22 protein-coding genes and 1 tRNA gene are annotated in these 26,283 nt (G+C 49.2%); 5 read left to right on the top strand and 18 right to left on the bottom strand.

Annotation, left to right across the window (positions count from 1 at the left end; genetic code table 11):
- Positions 1-111: 111 nt before the first annotated feature.
- A complete protein-coding gene (locus ACYX4J_RS03175) occupies positions 112-1,617 on the bottom strand; it encodes an MFS transporter (protein WP_476178642.1) in 1,506 nt (501 codons plus the stop codon).
- A 28-nt stretch (positions 1,618-1,645) separates the two neighbouring features.
- Here ACYX4J_RS03175 and ACYX4J_RS03170 point away from each other — a divergent pair, with 28 nt between their 5' ends.
- Positions 1,646-2,080 carry a helix-turn-helix domain-containing protein gene (locus ACYX4J_RS03170; protein WP_282931385.1) on the top strand — a complete coding sequence of 145 codons (435 nt, stop codon included), beginning with the start codon at positions 1,646-1,648 and terminating at the stop codon, positions 2,078-2,080.
- Positions 2,081-2,100: 20 nt separating this feature from the next.
- On the opposite strand, the gene cueO is transcribed toward ACYX4J_RS03170, so the two are convergent.
- Positions 2,101-3,672: a multicopper oxidase CueO gene (gene cueO / locus ACYX4J_RS03165; protein ID WP_476177888.1), complete on the bottom strand. Its 1,572-nt coding sequence runs from the start codon at positions 3,670-3,672 to the stop codon at positions 2,101-2,103.
- A gap of 236 nt (positions 3,673-3,908) precedes the next feature.
- On the opposite strand from cueO, the gene ACYX4J_RS03160 reads away from it, so the two are divergent.
- From ACYX4J_RS03160 to ACYX4J_RS03150, 3 genes are all read left to right on the top strand, one after another.
- Entirely contained in the window at positions 3,909-4,643 is a 735-nt protein-coding gene (locus ACYX4J_RS03160; protein ID WP_476177887.1) for a tetratricopeptide repeat protein, read from the top strand.
- A gap of 26 nt (positions 4,644-4,669) precedes the next feature.
- Positions 4,670-5,173 carry an endonuclease V gene (locus ACYX4J_RS03155; RefSeq protein ID WP_476177886.1) on the top strand — a complete coding sequence of 168 codons (504 nt, stop codon included), beginning with the start codon at positions 4,670-4,672 and terminating at the stop codon, positions 5,171-5,173.
- Between the two features lie 343 nt (positions 5,174-5,516).
- On the top strand, positions 5,517-6,875 hold the full coding sequence (locus ACYX4J_RS03150; RefSeq protein ID WP_476177885.1) for a hypothetical protein: 1,359 nt from the start codon (positions 5,517-5,519) through the stop codon (positions 6,873-6,875).
- Positions 6,876-7,658: 783 nt separating this feature from the next.
- On the opposite strand, the gene cas6e is transcribed toward ACYX4J_RS03150, so the two are convergent.
- The 15 genes from cas6e to rlmE form a co-directional block, all read right to left on the bottom strand.
- Positions 7,659-8,429 (bottom strand): type I-E CRISPR-associated protein Cas6/Cse3/CasE, encoded by a 771-nt coding sequence (gene cas6e, locus ACYX4J_RS03145; protein ID WP_476177884.1) that lies wholly within the window; start codon positions 8,427-8,429, stop codon positions 7,659-7,661.
- A 10-nt stretch (positions 8,430-8,439) separates the two neighbouring features.
- Entirely contained in the window at positions 8,440-9,198 is a 759-nt protein-coding gene (gene cas5e, locus ACYX4J_RS03140; protein WP_476177883.1) for a type I-E CRISPR-associated protein Cas5/CasD, read from the bottom strand.
- An 8-nt stretch (positions 9,199-9,206) separates the two neighbouring features.
- Positions 9,207-10,283: a type I-E CRISPR-associated protein Cas7/Cse4/CasC gene (gene cas7e / locus ACYX4J_RS03135; protein WP_476177882.1), complete on the bottom strand. Its 1,077-nt coding sequence runs from the start codon at positions 10,281-10,283 to the stop codon at positions 9,207-9,209.
- Positions 10,284-10,466: 183 nt separating this feature from the next.
- Positions 10,467-11,045, bottom strand: a complete 579-nt coding sequence (casB, locus tag ACYX4J_RS03130) for a type I-E CRISPR-associated protein Cse2/CasB (protein ID WP_444940825.1) — start codon at positions 11,043-11,045, stop codon at positions 10,467-10,469.
- Positions 11,045-12,646 carry a type I-E CRISPR-associated protein Cse1/CasA gene (gene casA / locus ACYX4J_RS03125; RefSeq protein WP_476177881.1) on the bottom strand — a complete coding sequence of 534 codons (1,602 nt, stop codon included), beginning with the start codon at positions 12,644-12,646 and terminating at the stop codon, positions 11,045-11,047. Before casA ends, casB begins: the two co-directional genes overlap by 1 nt.
- Positions 12,647-13,385: 739 nt before the next feature.
- Positions 13,386-13,931, bottom strand: coding sequence for a hypothetical protein (locus tag ACYX4J_RS03120; protein WP_476177880.1), 546 nt, complete (start codon positions 13,929-13,931; stop codon positions 13,386-13,388).
- Positions 13,932-15,038: 1,107 nt separating this feature from the next.
- The gene (locus ACYX4J_RS03115) at positions 15,039-15,335 is read right to left on the bottom strand and encodes a hypothetical protein (protein WP_476177879.1); all 297 of its coding nucleotides are present in this window, start codon (positions 15,333-15,335) and stop codon (positions 15,039-15,041) included.
- A complete protein-coding gene (locus tag ACYX4J_RS03110; RefSeq protein ID WP_476177878.1) occupies positions 15,325-17,490 on the bottom strand; it encodes a hypothetical protein in 2,166 nt (721 codons plus the stop codon). Before ACYX4J_RS03110 ends, ACYX4J_RS03115 begins: the two co-directional genes overlap by 11 nt.
- Positions 17,491-18,862: 1,372 nt before the next feature.
- Positions 18,863-18,948, bottom strand: a tRNA-Leu gene (locus ACYX4J_RS03105).
- A 9-nt stretch (positions 18,949-18,957) separates the two neighbouring features.
- Entirely contained in the window at positions 18,958-19,392 is a 435-nt protein-coding gene (gene secG, locus ACYX4J_RS03100) for a preprotein translocase subunit SecG (RefSeq protein WP_413663227.1), read from the bottom strand.
- A gap of 70 nt (positions 19,393-19,462) precedes the next feature.
- Positions 19,463-20,197: a triose-phosphate isomerase gene (gene tpiA / locus ACYX4J_RS03095; protein WP_444925834.1), complete on the bottom strand. Its 735-nt coding sequence runs from the start codon at positions 20,195-20,197 to the stop codon at positions 19,463-19,465.
- Positions 20,198-20,316: 119 nt separating this feature from the next.
- The gene (glmM, locus tag ACYX4J_RS03090; protein WP_282931361.1) at positions 20,317-21,669 is read right to left on the bottom strand and encodes a phosphoglucosamine mutase; all 1,353 of its coding nucleotides are present in this window, start codon (positions 21,667-21,669) and stop codon (positions 20,317-20,319) included.
- Positions 21,670-21,763: 94 nt separating this feature from the next.
- Complete coding sequence (gene folP, locus ACYX4J_RS03085; protein WP_444915602.1) at positions 21,764-22,609, bottom strand: dihydropteroate synthase; 846 nt, start codon at positions 22,607-22,609, stop codon at positions 21,764-21,766.
- Between the two features lie 90 nt (positions 22,610-22,699).
- Complete coding sequence (gene ftsH / locus ACYX4J_RS03080) at positions 22,700-24,619, bottom strand: ATP-dependent zinc metalloprotease FtsH (protein WP_444896163.1); 1,920 nt, start codon at positions 24,617-24,619, stop codon at positions 22,700-22,702.
- Positions 24,620-24,806: 187 nt separating this feature from the next.
- Positions 24,807-25,427 (bottom strand): 23S rRNA (uridine(2552)-2'-O)-methyltransferase RlmE, encoded by a 621-nt coding sequence (gene rlmE / locus ACYX4J_RS03075; RefSeq protein WP_108734402.1) that lies wholly within the window; start codon positions 25,425-25,427, stop codon positions 24,807-24,809.
- Between the two features lie 143 nt (positions 25,428-25,570).
- Between rlmE and yhbY the strand changes: the two genes are divergently transcribed.
- Positions 25,571-25,873 (top strand): ribosome assembly RNA-binding protein YhbY, encoded by a 303-nt coding sequence (yhbY, locus tag ACYX4J_RS03070; RefSeq protein WP_413663230.1) that lies wholly within the window; start codon positions 25,571-25,573, stop codon positions 25,871-25,873.
- 34 nt (positions 25,874-25,907) lie between these two features.
- On the opposite strand, the gene ACYX4J_RS03065 is transcribed toward yhbY, so the two are convergent.
- Complete coding sequence (locus ACYX4J_RS03065; protein ID WP_413663231.1) at positions 25,908-26,282, bottom strand: hypothetical protein; 375 nt, start codon at positions 26,280-26,282, stop codon at positions 25,908-25,910.
- Position 26,283 lies beyond the last annotated feature (1 nt).

The following is a 26,283-nucleotide window of genomic DNA, read 5'->3' as shown; positions in this document are numbered from 1 at the left end:
ATCAGGGAGTAGACTGGGTATTAATAGCTCCAGCAGCTATTAATACCTACGAGTGCTCACTAAAACGAAGCACTCGCTAATGGGTTTACTTTATAGCTCTGGAGGTAATCTTTAATTTTGCGCTTTGGAAGCAAGCTTGCTGGCAAGAATAGACACCACCTGTATTGTTAATGCGGTTAACAAGAACACTGATGCCAGGCGATAAACGGCATTGAGACCATCCGCTATCTGCGAAGGGCTCATGTCTTGCAGGGGCTGGCTGGGTACAAGCCCTACAAAAATCACACTCATCACTGAAGCTCCGGTCAATAAACCCAATCCTCGTGAAAGGCTGAGAAACCCGGAAATACGCCCACGAACTTCGGCCCGGGCGCTATTCATGGTCATGGTATTAACTGTCGACAGGTAGGTTCCGTAACCCATTGCCATAGTAACGGAAAAAATCAGATAGCCTACCAAGCCCTGCTCCACCCTGAGCAGCCCCATTCCCATGGCTCCACAAAGTAAAATTACCAGACCCAGTAATACGATACCTCGACTATTGAATCGATCCACGGCTCGACCGGCAAGATTTGAACAAGCAGCCACCATAAATGATCCGGTTGTCATCACCAGCCCTGCGATAAAAAGGTCCAGATCCAGTGCCAGGGTCAAATAAAAAGGCCCTACAATCAGGCTACTCATTACCGATGAAGCCACCAAAAAGTTTCCTGCCACATTCGCCAAGAATGTCTGCTTCCCTGAAGGTTCCGTAAATCCTTCACGCAGGGGTTGTACTTTCTGCCTGACATAAAACAACCCCACACCAAATATCACCGATAAAGCAATAGCAATTCCATTGACTGCGGAATATCCCTCTCCCAATGGTTTAATCGCCAGGGTATAAAAAACAATGCTAAAGAACAGGAATGCCGCGGCCAGGTAGCGTTTGAATCGACTTCTGCCATCGACAACTTCGCCGACTTTATTTTCCGGCAGAGTTCGATATGCGAGGAAAAACACCCCCAATCCCACCGGCACTACCAGCCAAAAGATAGCCTGCCAATTCAGGTTTTCAACAATCAGGCCACCCACAATGGGGCCCATGCCAGTCCCAACCGCAGACAGGCTACCCAGTAATCCAATTATCTTTCCCGTTTCACTTTTATCGAAAACGTCGCTGGCAATAGCCATAGATACAGCCACAAACATCGCTGCACCGACCCCTTGTATCGCACGGAAGAAAACCAGGGTCCATACATTAAAAGACAGCGCACAAAGTAATGTCGATAAGGTGAATATCAATCCGCCGCTTAAAAACAATTTTCTGCGACCCAGCTTGTCACTGAGACTGCCGGCAATGGGTAGGGTCGCAGTCATACACATCATGTAGGCCACGGTAATCCACTGAGTATTACTAAAAGAAGCCCCTAGACTTTCAATTAATACAGGCAGTGCCATATTAATGGCGCTGACTCCCAAGGCTGCGAGCAAGGTCGCCAAACACAAGGTGACCAGGACTCCCCTTTTGGAAACCTGAGCAGCCTCTTGGGAAATTGGGTCTTCGGAATAACTTTTCGCGGTGTGCATAAGCTGAACTTTGACTTGCCAGTAATGACGCGTGAAACTAGCATACAACTTCAAGTGAGCTTGAGGTCAATAAGCGATGAATAACAGGGAAGAACTGGATATACGCGAAGTCTCCAAACTGTCGGGACTCCCCTCTTCCACACTTCGGTATTATGAGGAAAAAGGCCTGATAAAGTCATGTGGTCGTCGGGGAATTACCCGAATTTTTAAAGCCACAGTGATAGAACAGTTATCCCTTATCTCCCTTGGCCGCTACGCCGGTTTTTCCCTGGATGAAATTGGCGAGATGTTTTCCTCTAATGGCAACCCCGCTATCGACAGGGAGCAGCTCCTCGCCAGGGCCGACGATCTGGAAAAGAATATCCGCCGACTCGAAGCTATGCGCGATGGGCTACGCCATGTGGCCAACTGTCCCGAGGTCAATCAGCTGGAGTGCCCCAACTTCCAAAACCTGATCAGGAAAGCTACCAAGTTACAGCATAAGGAAGACAGGAAACAGAAGCGACGCTGACAGAATAGCAGCGAATAAAGTCAGGAGACACTAAACTCTGTCATCATTCCCGAGTCCTCGTGCTCCAAAACATGACAGTGCACCATATAGGGCATATCCGGCATCGCCGGCAGCGGGAAACGAACAAATATTTCCGCTTTGCCGCCATCGGATATGGGCATCGTATCTTTCCAGCCACGCATATAGAGTGGCGGTTCTGCATTATTGTATTTCGTGACCCGAAACTGGCAGCCATGGATATGTACCGGGTGTAGCATTCTGTCCTGTCCTTCAGAGATCTCCCAGCGCAGGTCCTTATTCCTCGCAACCTTAAACCCGGGCTCGGTAAATGCAAAGGAAACCCCATTAATCGCATTCGCAGTTAATTGCTCTTTTAACGGCAATGCCGGCCCCTCAGTAATTAGCTTCAATACCTTGGCCACCACATCGGGGTTGGTCGTACCTCCGGCAACCATCTGCGGCAGCCCCGTTGCACCAATCACTGCTTGCGCCTGCTTCTGTCGGTTCATTTGCATCACCAGCTTCTGACTGATTGGTGGCAGGTTTTGGGGAATTGTCGGCAGGGATACCAGGCTCTCCGGCAACTGTCCTTTCCCCTCGGATGTTCCAGGCACCACACTGAGAAAACTGTGAGCCTGATCAAATGGCGGCAGGCGCATTATTGGCTGGGGCACTGGCAGTGTTTGGAAGTCGAAAGGCTTGCCATCGCGGGTATCGATCATGACTTCGTAGCGCTCTCCTGCAGCAATAGGCAGTACATCTACTTTCACTGGTTCCGAGAGAAAACCGCCATCGCTGGCGATCACGTAGAGTGGTCGCTTGTCACTGGTGGCAAGCCGATAGTTCCGTCCGTTGGAGCCATCCAAAATACGAAAGCGTACCCAGCCTTTAGGTGGCCTGACCACCGGATTAATAGCGCCATTAACCAGTATGCGATCACCACAGTAGCCCGCCGCAACCGTCACTTCGTTAAAGCGATGGAAGAACTGACCATCATCGGTAAAGCGGCGATCCTGAATCACTAACGGAATGTCATCCACACCCCACCGCGAAGGTATCGGCAGTGCATCGCCTTCTTCATCATCGATAATAATCAATCCCGCCAAGCCTTTGAGTACCAACTCGGCGGTTGTCGGGTAGAGGTGGGGATGAAACCACAAGGTGGCGGCGGGCTGAATTATGTTCCAATCTACGGTCCAGGTTTCTCCAGGTTTCAATGGCATATAGGGGCCACCATCGGCATTGCCGGGTACGATTAGTCCATGCCAATGCGCAGTTACATTTTGCGGCAGATGATTGACCACGCTGACGGTTACTTTCTCGCCCTTGCGCACCCGTATCGCCGGACCTAAAAACGGACCATTGAACCCATAAGTACGTGTAGTCACCCCCGGTAGGAAAGACTGCTTGCCCGGGCGCGCTGCCAATTTAATCCGGCCTTGCCCATCTGCACGTAACTCCGGGGGAATCGGTAAAGCCTGACGGCGCCCCTTCTGTGCCTGGGCAGCTTTGGATGTCGACACCCCTGTTAGCAAGGCCGCCCCCAATGCCCAAGTGGTAAAACAAAATTCCCGTCGCGACAATTGAGCCATTGGCTCACCTCCCTATGCGCCATAGCTCCAAGTGTCTAGGGCACTGGTCATTTTTATCCCCAGAAATCTTAGACGGCTTATTCCCATGGCCCAGTAGTATATTGCGACAACTGTGCACTCAATACAGAGTGGTACCCCGGTGCACAACTCCGTGATCCACAGCTCTTGTGTTCTAAGCGAACTCGGTTAACCTTGCCCACGAAAAGTTAGTAGCGAAAATAAGAAGAGTAATCCCTATGCCGTTTCTTATTCTATCCATCCTTATTCAGGCAGCTTTTGTAATTCACGTGCTCAAAACCGGGCGCAACACCACTTGGATTTGGGTTCTGGTGATGCTGCCCATGGCCGGAGTTATTGCTTACCTGGTCCTGGAAATCCTGCCGGAATTAAACCAGTCACGCAGTGCTAAAAATGCACGCAGGACGGTGCGGGAAACTCTAAATCCCAATCGGGATATCGATCAGGCTGCGCAAGAATTGTCCCGTTCCAATAATGTGGAAAACTCTATGCGCATGGCCGATGAATGCGTGAAGCGCGGCCTTTATCACGAGGCAAAAACTCTCTATGAAAAGTGCCTTCAGGGGATTCATCAGGATGATCCTGAGCTGATGTTTGGGTTGGCACGCTGTCAGTTTGCTCTCAATCTGTTTGAACTGGCCAAGGAAACACTGGACCAATTAATCGAAAAGAACCCCGATTTTAAAAATCAGGATGCTCACTTACTTTACGCTCGTACGCTAGCGGCATTGAAGCAAGTCAAAGAGGCTTACCACGAGTATGAAACGCTGTACCAATACTACAGCGGACCAGAGGCGACTTTTTACTTTGCCTTATTCTTGAAAGATCAATCCCAGGTGGAAAAGGCCAATGTCTTGTTCAATGAAATCCTTGATAAATCCAAAACACTGGGCAAGCACTACAAAGCGACTCATAAGCAGCTGTTAAAGCAGGCAAAACTGGAAGTATCCTGAGACTCAATGGTAAAAAGGCTCCCAATATGATTTTGGCGGTAGATGTAGATTACCGGGACCCCGGAGCAATGGTAGCCGGGGTCGGCTTTGAGAATTGGTCAGCTCCTGAGCCCGAGCAACTCTATCTCAGTAAAATAGAGAGTACCCTGGCCTATGAGCCCGGTGCTTTCTACAAGAGAGAACTCCCCTGTATCCTCACCCTAATCGAGGAGCACAAGATAGAAGCAGAACTGATTGTTATCGATGGTTATGTATTTCTCGGAGGGGAACAAAAACCGGGTCTGGGTGCCCATCTCTACTCCACTCTCCAGCAGGAAGTTCCCATCATCGGTGTCGCCAAGAAACCGTTTAAGGACACCCCTGTTGAGGCGGAGCTGCTGCGGGGAAAAAGTGTAAAACCGCTGTATATCAGCAGCCTCGGTCTCCCTTTGCCGGAAGCCAAAAACTTGGTGAAAAAGATGCATGGAGACCACCGTATCCCCACTTTATTAAAACGCGTGGACCGCGAGTGTCGAAAGTCCCCACGATAATTCCCGAGAGAATGAAAGGCAGTTATCGCCGCCATTTCCCAGTCACATCCCTGGGACTTTCTTCCTACATTTTCAATACTTATTTCTCATATCCTACCCCTTCGATGCCAGCAATAATTTTTCTATTCGGCGGGAAATAGCTACTGAAAGTAAAAGCTACCTGGCATCCGTTTATCCCATAGGGTTAATTTGGCGCTTAGATAGACGGCTAGCAGTAGCTAAGATCCCATACTGATGTATTCGGCTCGTAGTTTTTGATGTCTACTTGTGAAGTACGAGTGGGCGATGTTCATTAGCAGCCCCGAATGGGCTCCTTGGAAGTTTTGTAGTAAAGGAGTTACTCATGAAATTATGCGCCAGTATTGCGACACTCGCACTGGTTGCCTTTAGCGGCAATGCGCTGGGCACCAACTCTACTGACTTGGAACAAATCGGTTCAGGTAACTCAGCAAATTCCGATCAAACTGAAGCGGGTTTCGGCAATACTATTATCAAACGCCAAATAGGTGATACTAATACCGCTACCGCCACTCAAAGTGGCGGTGTTATTAACAGTAGTATTCAGAGTTCCCAGATCGGCAGTCAAAACGAGACCACGATATCTCAATCCGGTGGTGCTTCTCTAAGCGCAACCAATACACAAATCGGATCGCAAAATACTTCCGAGATCACCCAAGAACTCTCTCTCGACAGCCAGGTATCTATTCTGCAACTCGGTACCTCCAATGCTTCCACTATCGAACAGCGCTTTGGCAGCGGTAATACCATTACCAATATCCAGGATGGAGACAGTCACTTTTTTATTGGTCGCCAAGAAGCCAGTGCTAACGGCAGCATTTTTGTATTCCAGGACGGCGAACGGCAAAGTGCCGTGGTAGAGGAAACCGCAGGCAATATAGGCAGTTCCGTTTTAATCTTCCAGTTTGATCGGGACGACTTCGCCACCGCCAGCCTGGTTGCCACAATCGATGGCACCTTGGACATACTGCAGGATGGCAGCGATATCTATGGCGGGCTCGCACAATTTGCCAGTGTCAGCAGCAGTATGACCTTACGGCAAACAAACAATCGCCACTTCGCCTTTGCGACCCAAGTAGACAGTCTGTTCAATGACCTTCTGATTATCCAAAGGCTCGGCGATGCCAATATCACCTCGATTACCCAAACCGGTGCCTTTAATACCCTTGAGTTGCGCCAAAATGGTGGGGGCAACAACGCGGCTTTAGAACAATCTGCACTGAGTAGCAGTATCGATATACGCCAGACCGGTACCACCAACCAGATTACGGGTTCCCAGCTGGGTGCCGAATTCAACTCCATGAACAGCGAACAGTTCCTGATTGATAATGTGGTTGTTATTAATCAAGGCGGCTTCCTGATCAGCGCGAGCAATGAACAAACCGGGTTGCAGAATGTTGCCAATATCGAGCAGGCTGGAACAGAGGTAGATATATTCACCCGTCAATTGGGTTTCGATAACCGAGCAACGTTCGAACAGGCTGGTGAGTCTCTTTCAATAAGCTCCCGCCAGTTTGGCGATAGTAATAACATCACCATCACCCAGAGCGGTGACTCCAACTCAGCCTTTAGCCTGCAAATTGGTAACAATCACACCAAGGAAATTACTCAGACAGGTTCTAATGGCCGCGCTTTTAACTTCCAGATCGGCGGCGAGAGTAATACTGGCGTAATCATCCAATAATTTCAGCCAAAATTCAGAAGCCCCCGGTAATACACTGCGGGGCTTTCGATTGCGAAATCTACAGGAAAAAGAAGAAGGGAAAAGTCGTTGTGCAGCCCCGCGAGAGCGGGGAACAACTAGGATGCACTCCGACAACTTCTCCATCGTCGGTTTATCCCCGAGTATTCAGGGAACACCTTGCGCAGAGCACAAAGGCCATGCCTTATCCGGTTTACCCCTGTACAAACAGGGAACAGTCGCGCAAATGGAGCGCGATCATAGCACACCCTCATTACATCCCCGAGCCTTCGGGGAAACATTTTCAGAACTAATGTCCGTGCGCTATCGGCTACGGTCCAGCCCCGCCCAGCGGGGGAACAAACTCAGGTGTCGGCACAACCCAACCCCACACTCGGTTTACCCCCGCAGCAGCGGGGAATAGCACGAATCATTACCGTGCAGCTTTGACGATTTTCCACGGTTTAACCCCGCCTGGGCGGGGAACAGCCTCGGTTAAGATCGCCTTATTGCGCAATTACCGGTGCAACTCCGCTTATGCGGAGAACCTATTCGGAAAGGAGTGTATAACAGGATACCCTCCGGTTTAGCCCCGTATATACGGGGAACAGTATGAAGCTGGTTTGACCATCATCTCACCGGTCGATTTATCTCCGCTGATGCGGGGAACTCTCTAAATCTGCCTATTTGCTATCCTCTAAAGTCTCAGTATCGTTGCCGATACTTTTGAATCCCAGCCCTCGCTCTCAAACACTTCCAGTTGTATAACAACTCTATTTATCCCAATCAGATTCGGCGGATTAACATCAATCCACAACCAAATGCTTTGGCCGGCCCCATACCCGCAAAAATATTTTTTATAAATAATTCGGGTTCAGTAACCAAAAGCTCTCCCCGGTAATCCACAGAACTGAAACCAGCACCGCGCTGCTTTTTATGTAACAAATTCCAACGATACCCATTGCAGTGAAGCTTTGGTGGGTAAATATCAAATCCGAGGCGCGTCCCCCGGTGAATTAACCAGCTGCGGGCGGCAGTTTGGCTGATATCCTGTAACCGGGTTTCAATCTGCCCCTGGTCAAACTGCTCCGGCTTTTCCTGCACCAAGCTCTGCTTCAGCTGCCCTTTGCCACCTTCAACAGGTAAACCATGCAATTCGCACTGCTCCCTCAACCAATGGTATTGGGCATCCATCAGCACATCGTGCCGCTTGCCGCGCTTTTGCCCTTCAGTTTTACGCGCCACTGTAGGGTTCGCCCGCAGGCGGAAGGCCAGCCGATCGCCGGGGTTTAAGCGGGGCTCGAAGATTTTAGTCTCTACCAAAAATATCGGATTGTCCTGCGCAGGCCGGACTTTAGACAGCAGGTAATACACCGGTAGATTGCGTTTGCTAAGCAGCTGTTCCCGCGAGGATTCCTCACGAAATAAAAAACGCTCATCACCATCAAAAAGATCCCACAAGATTTGATGAATACCGTAGCTGTTTTCGCTGAGCAACCGTGCCAGCTGCTTCTGCACCGCCAGCGAGGGAGATAGTTGAACTCTGGATAAATACATAGCCGCTCCCTTATGACTGCCAGAGATTTTCAATACGCGGCTGGAACTGCCAGCGCTTGCGAGATAAGGGCTGATCGAGACGGCTAAGCCGCTGTACAGATCCTGCTGAAAACACTCCATCTTCCGCAGAGAAATCATCCAAGCTACCCTCCCAGTAGTAACGACAACTCTCTTCAGTGGGCAACCAGCGCTCCTGCCGGGCCCATTCCGGTTGGTAATCCAGCAACTCCGGGGATTCATAATGATCCAGGGCGCTGCGGAAATTATCCGCACCGATCACCCGTGCGGCAGTGGGGGCTGAAAGTGGAAATGCTTTTCGCCCCAGGTAGAGGTGATACTTTGGCCGGGCCAGGGCTTCACACAATTCCGCCAGAGTCCAGTTAGCCTCTTCACAGGATCTCAGGGCCACTATCGCCTGCGCATCCACCAGATACTCCCTGCGGGATAACAGGGTTCCCAGACGCGCTTTCCCTACAACCAGCTCATCCCGGCGCGTATGGTAGCGGCGCTTGCCAGCGGAATCTGGGACCTGCACCGTGTGGAAATCCTTCAGCAAAGTCCCCACATTCAGCACCTTTACCGCCTGGCGATATTGCCGGGCCAGGTTCTGGTGTAAGTCCTCTCGCTCCCGGGGTATCCCCAGTGCCGCACCAAATAGTCCCGCAATAGCGGATTTACCCGGGTGGTGTGCGCTGTGGCGGGATTCCCCCACAGCCACTTCCCCCCAGGAAGCCATGGCACCGTAAAGACGAAATACTAGGTATTCCATAGCGCCACCTATTCGCTGACAAAGGCCAAAAGTTCCTCGATATTACCTTCGCCAGTTACGGCGTTGAGAACATAGCGACTATCGGCACAATCCCCGTACACCTTATCGAAACTCTGCAATTGCTTTTGCAGTGCATCAATAGCGTCATGGGCGTAATCCTCGCTATAGCGATCAACCGGCTTCAGGTAGGCCGCAGAGAGAGAGCGCGGTTGCTGGTCACCGGCTTCGGCCACGACATAAGAGGCATAGGCACGGCTGGCATAGCTGTTTTGTTTACCGCTGGGAGAAACTTTAAGGATTGTCTCAGTCAGCGCAGCTACGGCTCGATCGGCCAGGGGTTTATTCCCGCCCAGGTTTTCAATTAGCAGCTCTTTGTTAATGCAGATATAAGAATAAAATAATCCCGCAGCAAAACCCGCCTCCCCCAAGTGAGCAGCACCGGCATCCTCGCTGCGATCATTCAGGTCGTCTACCGCAGTAAAATAATCATCTTCAATCACTACAGAGTGAGCCGAGAGTGCATGGGCCACCTGGCACGCCGCTTCCACGTTATAGGTGGGCTTGGAAGCGAGCATACGGCCAAACAAGGCGATATCCACCGCCATGTTTTCCTTGCGCAATAAATCCAACTCCGCCTTCTCCGGCTCCCGCCCCTCTTCTGCCAAGGTTTTCAGTAATGCATTGATCCCGTTTTGCTCAGCACTACTGAGGTGAACTAACTGCTCGATTTCCAAATCGGCCAGTGGGTTATCTTTTTCCGGCTTTTTTAACTTACCGAATTGCTCGGCAACTTTCTGTGCCCACAATTTGGCCTTTTTCTCAGAGACACCCAGTTCCAATAAAGTCTCATAGGCCAGTACTCCCTGACGCTTGGTTCTGATGCCAATTAGGCTATCCCCCTGCTCCGTTGCCAATACCTGCTGGAACAACTCTGACGTTCGCCAGTGACGCTTAAGGCTCTGGGAAGAGATTCGCAGGCGATCACAACCTCCCATCTTCGCTGTTTTTGGCCGCCCCAAGTCATCCCGGTTCAGGTTCGCAGGGGGATAGGCGGTCAATACATGCAATTGAATAAAGCGGCTCATAAATCTCTCCTTGTTGCGACCGTCAGGCCATCACATTACTTCGATTCATTTCTCAGGTATCTGATCAACAGTCACTGTCAATCGGTCTGGCTTTGCTCTGTGCTTAGTGCTGTTATGGGAATAGCATTTAAAAATTCTTTAGGCCCCTAAGACCCCTTTAATTTGGAAACTTTTGAATTTTTCTCAATCTGGTAATACGGCGTAGTAATCAGTTGCCCAACGCACAGCCAGGCGTTCCTGTGGATGCCGTGCTGGAATCGTGCGCATCTCTCTTTGCCAGTGCAGCAAATCATTGGCAAGAGAAGCTATATTGGCTCTGCCATCCAGCAGGGCCAGGGCCCGTACTATGCGGCGATAAAACTCGGCCGTATCGCGACTTTTCTGCAACTGAAAAAAGCGCAGCTCACTTAAAGGGGGGCGCCCACCTCTCTCCCGGGGCATAGCCAGGGACCGGGCAAAACTGACATCCATAGCCTCGCTGCTATCAACATCAATTGTTTTGCTGGTGTTATCAGTTTTTACGTGTGCAATTACGGTGGCTACCAGAGCCGCATCTTCGATACGAATTTGCTCATCTTTCTGCCAGCGCTCGGGCATATCCTTTAAAAAACGGATAAAGGCGGGAGTAGGCATTACATCCATGGGCTCTACCGCACGGCGCAAACGCGCTCGGTCGGCCCGGCCAGCTTTGTCATTGAGCCAGCGGTGCCACTCGCGCAGTCGGCTCACATCTGTATCGCTAAGATATTGATATCCGGCCATCACAATTCCTCCTGTTGTTGCTCAACTTTGGCTGTATTATCCAGAGTCTTTAAACTTGCCAGGCTGGCGAGCTTACTCCTTAAAAGACGTCGTGCCCGAGTCACTCGCTGCAATTTCAGGTCTTCCGCAGAGCCCTCCATTGACCAATGGTCAAACTGCGCTAAAGCCGTTTTTCTCAGTGTGTGTGCCCAGGCAATAGCCACCGGTGCAGGTGTAAATAGGGATTTCTTGGATTCGAGGGATAACTGCTTGAGCGAGTGATAAAACTGGCTTTCCGTCGCCATCCAAAATGCCTGATCGACAAATGAAAAATCCCCTTTAGCCTCATTAGGGTTATTAAACCAGGCAGCCTTGACCCTAAAGCGCAACTCTTTCAAAGTATCTTTTGCAGCTGTTAAAAGCTGCCCTGCCAGCTGAATAAATAGCGACTGATGCTCAGGGGAAATAGGCAGTACTGGCATTTCCTGTTCATACCAGCAACGCGCTTTCATATTGTCCATGTCATAGCCAAATCCCCACAGGCGCACATCGACATTCGAATCCAGTTCTTCGAGAATTTCCGCATATTCCTCATGGAACAAGCGCACCGCCCGACTCGCTTCATCACCATTTGAATGGTCATTCCACATAAGCCCTAACCAGTGTCGATAACCGAGACCACTCTGTTGCCCCTTCAAACTCAAGGGTGGGGCTTTTTTCTTGGGGTCACATCGATAGGGCGTAAGGGGATGAATCCAGGGCCCCTCGTAATTAATGCCATAATTCTTAGTGGTATATTCCCGGATTAATTGATTCGTCTGCTCTCCACAAAGGTCGCAGTAATCCTTGCCTTCTCTCGGGATTTGGAAACGTATCCTGCGCGGCATACCCCAGTACATTTGCAGAGGATGGGTATCATTGGGAGACGTAGAGGAAGCTTGTTTGTCAGAGAGGCGGGAGGGAGCGAGCCAGGGGAAGATACAACTATCAGAGCTTTCAGACCTTGACCCAAATTCCTCTTGTGGCAGGATATTGAGCCACAATTTCTGCCAAAGGTTGGCATCTTCTGCCTCTGGCATTATCAATGTGGTCAGGGGACCACCACCACGCAAACTGGTTCTATGCCCCACGCCTCCAGAGGGGGCGTTAATTTGCAAAGTAAATAACGCACTAGCGGCACAGCTGGGACATACACCCTGCACTCTACCGCCCTTAATAAATAGATCCTGATTATCTCTGCAGGTTTTACTGCCCGGCGCCTCAATCAGTAGGGCAGCAATCGACTTTGATTCTCCCTCGCTCAATTCCAAGTCCTGCATAAATGCAGGCCCGGACTCTTGATATAATTCAAAATTGGGAGCGTAGCTTTGCAGCCGTGATTTTAGTGTTTCCTCAGTAGGCGCCTTTTTCCAGTAGACTCCCCAATCATCGACACTTTCAGGTGCAAAAGCTGTTTGCAACAGGCCGATTAAAAATTGGAACAGCGCCCCGCGAAAATCCGGTCGTACCGTACAGATATCTACGACAGGATTATCCACCTCGACAATTTGCCAAGGAGCAATTCTTTCCTGCATGCCGCATCGCCGGATAATTGGCAGCCAGGAATCTTCAACCAAATTCACCACGATCCTCCCTGATCCAGTCTCCGCCCTCTTACTCCGTTATAGCCATGCTTTTTTCAAGAGCTAGAGGGAACAGTTACACTCAGAGCAGTGCGAGCGCCTCTGCCTCATTTTTGAGTGCTCAATCTCTCAGCGTCACTGCCGGGACACTAATTCCGTTACCTTATGCCACTCTGACCAGGGAAAAATGATCTGGCTCAAGTCTGGGCATCTTTCTCACTTCCCGCACCGGAAATCAGGGTAACGCCCTCTACTTGATACAAAACAAAGTGCTCAGTTATCGCATAGACCACACACAAAATAAGGATATCTATCCCATTCCCTTCTCTATATGAGAGTATTCCTGTACAGACAGTTCTCCCGCCCTTTTAACCAGCATCAGCTATTGATATCAATTGTCAATCAACAGATACAAAAAAGCCCCTTGATGGGGCTCAAAACTAGCGACAGATTCTATTGTGAAGGAAATTTAACGAATCGGTATTCAGCTCAATATAAGCTCATCACTTTTAACCAGCCGGTAGCTATCGGCACTGAATCGCCACTACTAAGCCGTTCAACCCTTACCGACTTCAGATAAAAGAAAAGACTTTATTAACTGCTTCTGACTCTGCTACAGAGCTGACATCATTTCTATTAGATATGCGGTGATCCACTACTTTTGGTTGTATGGATATACTAGATTGGAGTTCGACTGTGAAAGTGCCGGCAATTATTACCGACACTTTCATACTATTAACTAGAAAATTTCGTAGGTGAAAACTTTTAAATTTACATCTTCAATAGCCTCTAAATCACCCTGAATATCTACTGTCAAGGTATCGCACATATCCGCGGCAATTGAACCATTATCTATCGTTAAGACTACTTCATTGCGAAAATCTGAAATGGGCACATTCGTATAAATATTTTTATCGTCCCTATCAACCCCTATTGCAGTTTGAGTACCATCTTTGGCAACACAACTTGCCGTGATCGAAACGTCATACACATAGTCAAAAATTCTAGGATGATTTCTAGTATAGCAACGCTCTCCCCTATGGGAATAACGACAAACGCCATCTGGCCTCAACCGTCCCAAACCAGATACAATCGCAGTAATATCGAAACTGATTTCTTGCGCACTATCACCCAAGATATCAATCTCAGCAATTCGCCGAGTATCCGAAGTATAAGAGTACTCAGTAATATTGTGCTTAACGCCGCTAATAAAAGTCATTTCTGCAAAAGACTGACTCGCTAACAACAAGGCAAACACCGGCAACACAGACTTCAAAAACTTCATTTTTCATCCTTAAAAAAATAATCGAGCAGGCAGTATAAATACCCAAATATTAACTAGCAAGAAGATCCAAGCAAAAAATTAAAATTATAAATACTTCAGAAATTACAGCAAAAAACCTATATATTCAGGCTGCATTCACACTCAGTATGCCTTACAAAAATCTCAAAAAATATAAATCAAAATTTAAATTAACCGATTATTTAAATCTCCATTTATCTTTACTCGCCACAAAATGACAGATCACAACACCCCAACCAAACGACAGGAAACCACTTAAAGACAAACTTAGCTTTTATTTGAATATTGCCCCGCGATTAAAAAGCAATAATTAACAAAGCAAAGGAAACATCTATCACATCGTAGACATCGACAACATGTTTAAGAACCTTATGATATTAAAAGGCCAAAACAAACAAAATAATAAAATATCAATTCAGCTAACCTAAAGCTTATTCTCGATCGAATTACAGATTAAGTACTCTTTTATTTTACTTAAAGTACACCACCTCGATTACAAGGTAGCTCCTGGGTTACCTCAAACTGGTTAAGTTGATTTCACTCACTCCAACCACTTTTCTTTATTGCTGAATCTAGCATCAATACTCTTCAATCAATTTTCTGCCACCACTTGATCTACTGGTGGAGAAGAAGTTGCAGATATTGACTCCAACTATCCACTATTTTCCTTATGATCAGCTGATGCCCTTTAGGGTTGAAACCTGGTGACCTACCATCTAAAGAGAAAACAATATCAGGGACTAGCTCCGCTTTTGAGAACCAAGTCTCTCAGCGTCACTTTAGGGGCACTTACTTTATTACCGCATGTCACCCTGATTAGAAAAAATACCTTACCCAAGTCTGGGTATCTTTTCCAGCTCACTAAGGAAGTGTATGTACGATTACTTATCAGCCAAAAATCGACTGCCATTATATAAACTGTAAAATATGCAAGGTAATTGCATCAACTTCGGTCATTATTTTGATACTTAAACCCTTTAGTGCAAAGTTATTAGAAACAAATATTAGCCAATTAATTTTAGCACCCCTGCATTTAAGCATTAAAAAAGCCCCTAAATAGGGGCTTTACGTTTACTTACTAAGAATTATTTAATCGAAATTTGGCACCAAAATAAGAGCTTCATCTTTTATCTCACCTGCATCCACAGAGACAGCCTCACCATTACTTAGCCTCTCAACCTCAACTGACTCTAGGGTAATCGAAAAGGCCTTACTTACGGGCTTTTCTTCTGGCTCAACTATATTATTCGAAGAATCAGCACAACCACCAACAAAAGCAGCGATAACTAAAACAAAGTAAAAGCGCACATTGGATTTTAAAGGTTCCATATATCCACCAATTAATAGCAGTAATTCCGAAAAACTCTCTGAGGTTTTAAAATTCATACGTCACCAGAAACTGGGGCTCACCAACGGGCAACTGAAACTTTTTGAATAAATCTAACTTCAGATAGCCATTATCAATTGAAAAGAGACCATCGCCGATCAACTCCGAATTACTGGCAATTCCATTGTTATCCATATCCAAATACAAACGCACCCTCTGTATGTCCGATACTTCATCCAACTCACCATCGGCCTTGATTGTGAGTGACTTCAGCATCGCATCAGCAGAGTCACTCTGTAGGGAGAAAGCCAACACCGGTGCCTCCTCCTCTAACTGAAACTGTGAATTCTCAAGTGCATAGGATTTTATATTTACAATAGGTTCTTTTACATTGAGGGTCGCGACAGCACCAGGATCGACAATAATGCCATTCATCTCTCCGTCATCATCGTTGAGGCCACCATCTACCAAGCTAAGCTGGATGCAAAAATGGCCCTCATGGAGCCCAGGCTGGTACTTCTCACTACCCGGCTCAGGACAATCACCCAACTGCCCCAGTGCAGAAGATACACGGTTAAATTCATCCTCAATAAAATCCACCCATCCAACACTTTGGCGATATTTCAGATAACGAGCACCTTCGAGTAAAGCGGCATTTAAAGGGACAACGATGTTAGCGCTTTCCCCAAAATCTGCATCGTAAATAACAAAGTCAAAAATACCATGCAGGAATTTATAGCTATTCTGTCCTGCCAAATTATCCTCAAAGAGATTATCTATATCCTCCAACGTAACCTGCCCCACTTGTTGACCGGCAATATAGGCACTATCACCAAGTCTCAAGCTTGTCCCTTCAGAGCTTTGCATCACTGCACCAGTTCTATTTACCGGCAGCTGGGAACGAACCGCTACCCTATCTAGATAGTCCGGTATTCGATCACCATCTAAATCTAAGAATCCCTCAAGGATGTCACTCAGCCCATCCTGATCAGCATCCTCATTATCGGACAATACAGGGGCTCTGCCATCCACTCGCAATATCAGTGTCGCAGTATCTGACAAACCACCAGAATCTGTAACAGTAACAGTAACCTCGAAAGCTCCCGACAAACCTGCTGGATCAAAGGTAAATACACTTTCACCAGAGTCGTTAAGCTGAACTAGCTTTGGGCTGTTCCAACTATAGTTAAATGGGTCCAGCTCATACTCATCTGTGACCCAGGCTTGAATCTCTGCCGGTCCCTGATCCTCATAAATTACAGCCCTGAACTGGCCAGCTTGAAATAGCTTTGCCGTAACTTTGGGGTAAAAGTTAAATGTAGCGCTAGGTATGAGAGGAATACTTGGGATTGCAACTAAACTGTCACCACCATCCCCACCCTGGAAACTAATCGTTGATCCAGTAACACAAAAGTTATTGCTGTCCTCGGAAAAATCACTCGCTCCGCACTCATCATCAACTGAAGGGAATTCAGATAAATCAATAACAAATACTTCATTACCTTCTACTGGGGATTCAAAATTAATGTAGGGTAATGCTATCTCGGTATCGGATAAATCTAAGGTCAGCACGATCGAACTTAATTCACACCCAGAACCTAAATCACTATTGGAAATAGTACTAGACTCAGCCATATCTCCCGAGCACCCTTCACTTGAACTTGCAGAGTCTTCCCCAGTAGGAATAGTGCCAATAAAAGAAACGACAGTATCAACTATAGTAAGATTACGTATTTCCGCCGATTGAATGTTTCCCAACAGACCTGTGTATTCATTCAGAACAGTTAATACCCCTCCATTGAGACTTATATATAAGTTATTGATCGAGTAACCATTACCCTCAAAGATTGTAGTAAACGGATTTTCAATCGTACCAATCGGCTCCCATCCTAAGCCCTCGTTCCAGTACTCATCATTCGCATCAACATAACTATCGCCATTGGTATCAAAATTCAGGTCTTTGGTCAGCTCAAAGCCATAACAGCCACTTTCTGGGCAACCATAGTTACTATTGTATAAAGTTGATCCGTCTAGGTTGTTACGAATCTCATTAAGGTCTTTGAAACTGCGAATCTCAATCAGACCATCATTATCAATATCAAGATCAGAAAGAGAGGCGTCAGCTGATACACCTTCCATGGACAGTAGCCCGACAAATATTACTAGCCCCCGAAGTGTCGAAAGCTTTTTGTATTTAGTGGTATAAGACTTCAATCGAAAACTCCTTTTTCTATATTTACCAAAAATTTCAGCCGATTTTTAATTCACTTTCAGAACTGGTGCCGAGAATAGGGATCACTAAAGGGAAGCAAAATAGTTACTAGCTTGATACCGAGCAACTGGAGTAATCCAGTATCCATCCCCCCAAATAAACCCGCAACCAAACCTCCCTGAAAAGCTATTACATAGAATTACAGGCCTACTAGTGAATGTTTCCTGCCTACATAATCACATCAACCACCGGTGAGCTCTGCAGATGGCTTATAAATTATTGGAGAGGCACCTGGTCTTAAATGAGTAATCCAGAAAGGGATATTCAAGGCTATGCAGGGCAATTCCTGACAAAGTGAAAGGTTAATATTTTTATTTTTTAAATAGTAAAAAGCCCGGATCAACCGGGCTTTTTGGGTGATTCTGAGCTTCTTCGTTTCTTGATCAGTGCGGGACTTGAAAAATAACTTCTAGCCAGTGGTTACGGGACGTATAGGAAAGCACAACAAAAAAGTAACACCACTTTGAATCCTCCCTCTACTGAGGCGTCTCAACGACTGAGCGTGATGCTGAAATTCAAGCGTGACTTCCCCTACCCCAAATCGACAAAGTGCGAGGTTACCTAATACTGAACAGGCAAGCCGGCTTTAGCAAAAGTGGTTCTCAAAAGACCCCAAAGGGAGTCCAGAATCGTCCCCCCCTTACAACCCTTGGTGGTTGGCAAGGTCCAGGACTTCAAACAGTATGGACCACCAAGACCGCACTATTCAGCTATGCATATGCGCGCTTGTAAAAATTTTCATTCGTCTTCGCTATACATACCAGAGTAAAGCCACGTTGAGAAACCGACGAATATTGCACCAACTACAAGATAGCCAATCACCCACAGCCATGGAAAGGCAAGAAGCCAATGCAGGACATAAATTAGGACGAGTATACTAAAACTTATAGACAAGCAACTGCGTAGGGCAGGCATAATTATTCCCTGACTAAGTCAAATAGCTAGTAGTCCATATCACTTCTTGCTGAAATGACTAGCTCTCTACTTGGCCAAAGTTGAGATCTAAAGCTGATCTCAGGGCTCAAGTTATATTGATTACATTACTTTGCGTATTGAGCACTAAGCGGAAGAGCCGCATACAGAGCTACCAGATATCCGCAAACCACTGCTTCTTGCCGCTTGGTTTGGCTGGCTTGATTTGAGTATCTGTCAGAGCCATGGTGGTGCTACCAGTTTTTAAATTGAACAAGGTAGCAGCGAATGTAGCACCGAATGACAACGAACGAGAGCGGAGGGCTGCGTACCCTCCAGATAGCAAAAAGCCCGGATTTACCGGGCTTTTTGGATGATTCCGAACTTCTTCGGATCTTGATGTGGTGCCCAGGGCGGGACTTGAACCCGCACGAGCATAGCTCACTACCCCCTCAAGATAGCGTGTCTACCAATTCCACCACCTGGGCAAAAATCTTTTACTGCTGTTCCTCACTTTCCTGGTTAGCAGCTGGCTCTTCTGAACCGGTGCTGTCTGCAGGAATCTGCGGGATATCGCCAGTTTCCAAATCTGTTTCGAGCTGCGGGATATCGCTGTCGATAGCCGGCAGTTCTTCAGCTGGGCCAATTTGCTGTACCGCTGCTGGAATTTGCGGAAGGTCCGCATCAACATTGGTGCCTGCACCTTGCTTAGCCAGGATAGCCAGGCCGAAACTGGTGACGAAGAATACCGTCGCAAAAATTGCTGTCAAGCGGGAAAAGAAATTTCCGCTACCTTGACTGCCAAAAACTGTCTGGGACGCGCCCGCACCAAAGGATGCACCGGCTTCGGCACCTTTACCTTGCTGCAACAAAATCAGGCCAATAATGCCTAATGCGGTCAAAACGTGTACAACTAATACCAATTTTTCCATTTTCTGGAAACTCTCTACCGGGGTCTAAACAACCCGTTATTCAGTATTCGCCAACCCGCGTGCTGTCAATTTAAACAGCAGCGCGACAAATCTCAGCAAACTCGCCGGCATCCAGCGAGGCTCCACCCACCAGGGCACCATCAATATCTGCCTGGGCAAAAAGCTCCCTGGCATTTGCGGATTTTACACTACCGCCATATAAAATCTGTACTTCAGCGCCCAAATCTCCCAACTGCGAGCGAATAAATGCATGTACAGCTTGGGCTTCATCAGGAGTAGCAGTTTTTCCGGTGCCAATGGCCCATACCGGCTCATAGGCAATCACGGACTGCTTCCAGCCAGCCGAATCAATGATATCGGCAACCGCTTGAAGTTGTTTTGCAACCACTTCGAGAGTGCGCTCCTGCTCGCGTTCTTCAAGGGTTTCCCCGACGCAAAGTATTGGAGTCAATCCCGCCTCTTGGGCCGCAACAAATTTTTTCGCCACTAACTCACTGGTTTCTCCATAGAGACTACGGCGCTCAGAATGCCCGACAATAACGTAACGGGTATTCCAATCCAGTAACATGCTAGCGGAAACCTCACCAGTAAACGCCCCTTTGGGCTCCTGGCTAAGGTCCTGGGCACCCAAGCTGAAACCTCCGCTCTTTTCCGCCGCATCAGCCACTAGGCCGAGATATGGAAAAGATGGGCAAACAACAACACCGGACTTCACACCTTCGAGGTTGAGTTCGGTGAAAAAACGTTCGGCAAACTCGCGGCTGCCGTTCATTTTCCAGTTTGCTGCTACTAGCGGTGTTCGCATGTGTGCTCCTTCAAGGGGCGCAAATCTTAGCGACATTGACGCCAACATACAACCAAAATTATACGAGTTTCTTCTGCGCCCCAAGAGGACCGATTTACTACGGGTTAAATCGCAGCAGATCAGTTATTTCCAATTCGCTCCACCACGGAGGAAATATCTTTGGCCAGCTGTTCCACCAAGGCGCTGTCGCGGCCTTCAACCATTACCCGGATCAGAGGCTCTGTGCCAGATGGCCGCAGCAGCACACGTCCGCTGTCTGCGAGCTGACGTTCTGCATCGACAACAATGGCCTTAACGTCTGTGTGATCGAGAACACCATCGCGATGAGCCAGTTGCACATTAATCATGTGCTGGGGGAACATTGTCATACGGGATTTAAGCTGATGCAAGGGCTCATCAAATTCACACAGGCCACGCAGTACCTGCAGTGCGGCAATGATACCATCGCCGGTGGTAGATGCATCGGCACAGATAATGTGGCCTGACGACTCGCCTCCCAGCTTCCACTGATTAGCTGACATTTTTTCAAGCACATGGCGGTCGCCCACTTTGGCTCTCTCAAACGGGATTTTGTTTTCGCGCAATGCAAGCTCAAAACCGTAATTGCTCATCAAGGTGCCGACAACACCACTACAACCGCCCAGGAATTTATGCTGGTGCATAGCGATGATATACAACAGCTGATCGCCATCGACCAATTCCCCATTGGCATCGACGAACAACACCCTGTCCCCGTCACCATCAAAGGCTATACCCAGGTCCGCACCGCGCTTAACCACGGCCCGTTGCAACTGCTGAGGTTTAGTGGAGCCGCAATCTAGATTGATATTGAGTCCATCAGGGCCCGCTCCAATTACGCTGACTTCTGCTCCCTGCTCACGAAACACCATCGGCGCTACGTGATAAGTGGCTCCATTGGCGCAGTCGAGAACAATCTTCAAACCCTCAAGGGAGAAACCCCAGGGCGTGGAAGCCTTGCAGAACTCGATGTAACGCGCGGCTGCATCATCAACTCGATAGGCGCGACCGAGATCGTCGGAAGTTTCCATCGGCAGCTCGAGAGCGGCTTCAATCTCCAATTCAACCTCATCCGGTAACTTGGAGCCTTCAGCGCTGAAAAACTTAATGCCATTGTCGTGGTAAGGATTATGGGAGGCGCTGATAACAATGCCTGCACCGGCATGGAAAGTCCGGGTCAGGTAGGCGATCGCCGGAGTCGGCATTGGCCCCAACAGGGCGACATCCACGCCAGCATTAATCAGGCCCGCCTGCAGCGCTGCCTCAAACATGTAGCCGGAGACCCGAGTGTCCTTACCGATAAGGATGCGGGGGCGCCGGTGGTGTTTAGCTTTGGAAATTCTTCCCAGTACCTTGCCCGCTGCATATCCCAGGCGCAGCATAAAATCGGGAGTAATTGCTCCCTCGCCAACGCGACCACGAATACCATCAGTGCCAAAATACTTTCTTTCCATAACGCTTCTCAATTGTGTACTTCGCCGCTTTTCTGTTCTGTCGGAAAACCACAACAGGACCCTGCGGCTTAAGGTCTCTGTAAGACATCACTCATCAAATTTCGCTGCAAACCAATTGCTGCATGCGCAACACATCCACGGTTTCCGCAACATCGTGGACACGTAAAATTCTTGCGCCCTTTTGCGCAGCCAACATGGCCAGGGCCAGGCTACCGGGGAGTCGGCCATCTACATCTCGATCGAGTAAGCGACCAATCATCGATTTCCGCGACAAGCCCGCCAGTATGGGCATATCCGCCGGCGCCAGCTGCGACAAATTACGCAACAACGCCAAATTGTGCTCATCGGTTTTGCCAAAGCCAAAACCCGGGTCGAGAATGAGCCGGTCCCGTGTCACCCCCAGCTCGATACAGAGATCGACCCGTTTCTGCAGATACCTGGCGACATCCTCTACAACATCAGTGTAAGACGGATCATCCTGCATAGTGCCGGGCTGACCCTGCATATGCATCAGGCAGATTGCCAAACCACTCTCTGCGGCTGCTTCCAGTGCTCCTGGGCGCTCCAGGGCACGAACATCATTGATCAGTCCCGCCCCTACCGCAGCTGACTCACGCATCACTGCCGGGGTACTGGTATCGACAGAGATGATCGCGTCAAAGTTCGCTTTGATCGCCTCCACCACCGGCACTACCCGATCCAGCTCCTGCTGTTCGGTGACCGACGATGCGCCAGGGCGTGTCGATTCTCCGCCAATATCCAGGATTTTCGCTCCCTCAGAGAGCATCTGTTCTGCTCTCTGCAGAGCCAGGGTCAAGTCCAGGCTACCGGAGGCATAGTAATTGCCACCGTCGGAAAAGGAGTCCGGCGTTGTATTCAGAACCCCCATAACCACCGGTTGGGAGAGGTCTAGGGTGTGGTTACCACAAATAATTTTCATTGGCTGAAATAAAAAATGCCGGATTGGAACAGGCTATCGCCCTATCCCCAACCCGGCATTTGGTTTTGTCCAGTTAGTCGCTTCGGAGAATCAGTGGCCGTTTAATGGGCCGCCGACGGTATTGCTCTTATCCGCCTCAGTTGAGGCTTCTGTGGTTTCAGTATCCTGGGTCGGGCTGTTTCCACCAGAGCCGAAGTTATTGTCTTCCCAATCCCTCGGTGCGCGAACTTTGCGGCGAGCCATCAGGTCGTCCACCTGCTCCGCATCCAGGGTTTCGTATTCCATCAGCGCATCTTTCATCGCTTCAAGAATATCTCGGTTATCCTCCAACAGCTTTTGTGCTCGCTCGTAGCAGACATCGATAATACGGCGCACCTCCACATCAATTTCATTGGAAGTCTTGCCGGAAACCGGATTGCCCTGACCGGGCTGGCCACTTTCATCTTCGCCGTAATGCAATGGGCCGAGCTTTTCGGACAAGCCCCACTTGGTCACCATACTGCGCGCCAAGTCAGTGGCCCGTTCGATGTCGTTGGAAGCGCCGGTAGTAACACCGTCGATACCCAGGGTCATTTCCTCGGCAATACGGCCGCCAAACAGGGAGCACAGTTGCGATTCAATCGCGCGCTTGGACAGGCTGTACTTGTCTTCCTCTGGCAGGAACTGGGTGACACCCAGAGCGCGGCCACGGGGAATAATAGTTACTTTGTGTACCGGGTCATGCTCGGGTACCAGTCGACCAATAATGGCGTGACCGGCCTCGTGATAGGCGGTATTCACCTTCTCCTTTTCATTCATCACCATGGACTTGCGCTCGGCACCCATCATGATCTTGTCACGGGCGCGCTCAAACTCTTCCATGGTCACGGTGCGTCTATTGGCCCGCGCAGCAAATAGGGCGGCTTCGTTGACCAGGTTAGCCAGATCGGCACCGGAGAAACCAGGGGTTCCACGGGCAATTGTCTGTGGGTTCACCTTGTCGTCCATAGGCACTTTACGCATATGAACCTTGAGGATTTGTTCGCGGCCACGAATATCCGGCAGCCCAACAAATACCTGGCGGTCAAAGCGACCTGGGCGCAGCAGGGCGTGGTCCAGTACATCCGGGCGGTTGGTCGCTGCAATTACGATCACACCCTCATTACCTTCGAAACCATCCATCTCAACCAGCAACTGGTTCAGGGTCTGCTCGCGCTCATCGTGACCACCGCCAACTCCGGCTCCACGGTGACGGCCAACAGCGTCAATCTCGTCGATAAAGATGATGCAGGGAGCCTGCTTCTTGGCCTGGTCAAACATATCCCGCACCCGGGAAGCGCCCACACCAACAAACATCTCAACAAAGTCAGAACCGGAGATGGAGAAGAAAGGTACTTTTGCTTCGCCGGCAATTGCTTTGGCAAGCAGGGTCTTACCGGTACCGGGAGGGCCACACATCAATACGCCACGGGGGATATTGCCACCCAGGCGCTGGAACTTGGTGGGATCGCGCAGGAACTCAACCAGTTCCTGCACCTCTTCCTTAGCTTCGTCTACACCGGCAACATCGGAAAAAGTTGTCTTGATCTGGTCTTCGCCCAGCAGGCGCGCCTTGCTCTTACCGAACGCCATAGGGCCTGAGCGACCGCCGGCTCCGCCCTGCATTTGGCGCATAAAGAACATAAACACAGCGATAATAATCAGGATCGGGAAGCTGGCTACCAGAAGCTGCTGCCAGATACTCGGTGACTCAGGCTCGCGACCAACGAATTGCACATTGCTGCGAACCAGCTCATTGGTGAGTTCATCGTCGATAATCTGTGGCTGGATAGTCTTGAAGCGGCTGCCATCGGCTTTTTCGCCGGTGATTACCAGACCGTCTACGATCACGTTCTTAACTTGGCCCGACTGCACATCCTGAACAAAGTCGGAGTAACTGAGAGCCTCATCCCGTGACTGCGGTTTAAAGTTTTGAAAAACCATCAGCAGTACCGCTGCGATGATCAACCACAGTACCAGGTTCTTTGCCATATCATTCAAAGGGATAGCCCTCTCGCTTTCGCAATCAAAATCCGTTCATTCCGGCAATGCCGGCCACATCAATACCGGATAAAACCAGTATAGGTGCGGGGGGTCAACAGCCTTCGCCCCCGATACAGGTATCGCTTATACCATATGGGGAGTCAGACTAGAAATACGCCGATGTTCTCAGTCGCTCTCAGCCCTTAAATCCTCGCGCCACCACGTATACTTCACGTGAACGGGGGCGGGAAGCACCAGGTTTGCGAGTTACGACGCTGTTGTAGCTCCCACGCAAGTCGCGGATCAACTCGTCGAAACCCTCTCCCTGGAATACCTTTGCAACAAATGCACCACCGGGCTTAAGTACCTGCCGGGCCATATCGACCGCCAGTTCCACCAAATACATGGAGGCGGGCTGATCAACATCGCGTATCCCACTCATATTGGGGGCCATATCGGAAATCACAAGGTCTGCCAGTTCATCGCCCATGCGCTGTAACAGTTCACTGAGCACCGACTCCTCTGTAAAGTCCCCCTGGACAAAGTCCACACCGGCCAGCGGGTCCATCGGTAATATATCTGACGCCAAAACCTTGCCTTTGTGCCCTACCAACTCCATCGCTACCTGGGACCAGCCCCCTGGAGCCGCACCCAGGTCGACAACAGTCATTCCTGGCTTGAATAAGCGGTCCTTATTTTGTAGCTCCTGCAGCTTGTAGCTGGCACGGGAGCGATAGCCCTCTTTTTGGGACTGTTTGACGTAATGGTCATTAAAATGTTCACGCAGCCAACGGTGGCTGCTCTTAGATCGGCCCATCGGGTACAATGCCTACAATCACTACAGCTTAATTATAAGAGCGGCCACTGGCCGCGATCGGGTCCGCCGAACAAACGCTGGCGACGATCGCGATCTGTGGCCGCTCCCACATCGAATTCCACAAAGTGGTAATGGAGTATTGTATGCCTTTAACCGCCGACCGCAAAAAAGCTCTTCGCTCTCTAGGTCACAACCTGAAACCTGTCGTGACCGTAGCCGGCAACGGGCTGAGCGAGGGGGTGATGGAAGAACTGAACCGTGCACTCGAAGACCACGAGCTGATCAAGGTCAAACTGATGATCGCCGACCGGGAAGTACGCCACCAAATCGTTGGTGAGCTTTGCGAAAAATCCTCATCCGAGCTGATACAGGAAATCGGCAAGATTGCCCTGATTTTCCGTGCTGCGCAAAAACCGGATATTCGCAAGTCCAACCTGCTGCGTTAAACAAAAAGGGGAGCTAATGCTCCCCTTTCTTTTCTCAACCAGTGGAAACTGGCTTACACATCACAGGCAACTCCCAGGATTCTCCATTGGACAATCGCCTCAACCAGCATTTCTCACCATTGCCGACTAGTTGAAACTTGATCGGCCGCCCCATATCCCGGCCAATCAGAGCCATCTTTTTGGGATCATTCTCAATCACCAAAATAGTATCGTCCACAAACACCCTCGGGCCCAGGGTCACATTAACCCCGCCCAGCGCTTGCGAAACTGCCACCTGCAGCTTGTCCTGAATCTCCGGGCTAGTTTCCAGTAACAGTGCCGGTTGTGCAGTTTCAATATTTTGCTGGGAGGAGCAGCCAAGACACATCAATGCAAAACCACAAAGTTTAGCCAAAGCTGCCTTTTTCATT

It is taken from the genome of Microbulbifer sp. ABM4_008 (genome assembly GCF_056311705.1).
The sequence above is the reverse complement of the archived record's forward strand: the minus strand, read 5'-3'. Positions and strand labels throughout refer to the sequence as shown.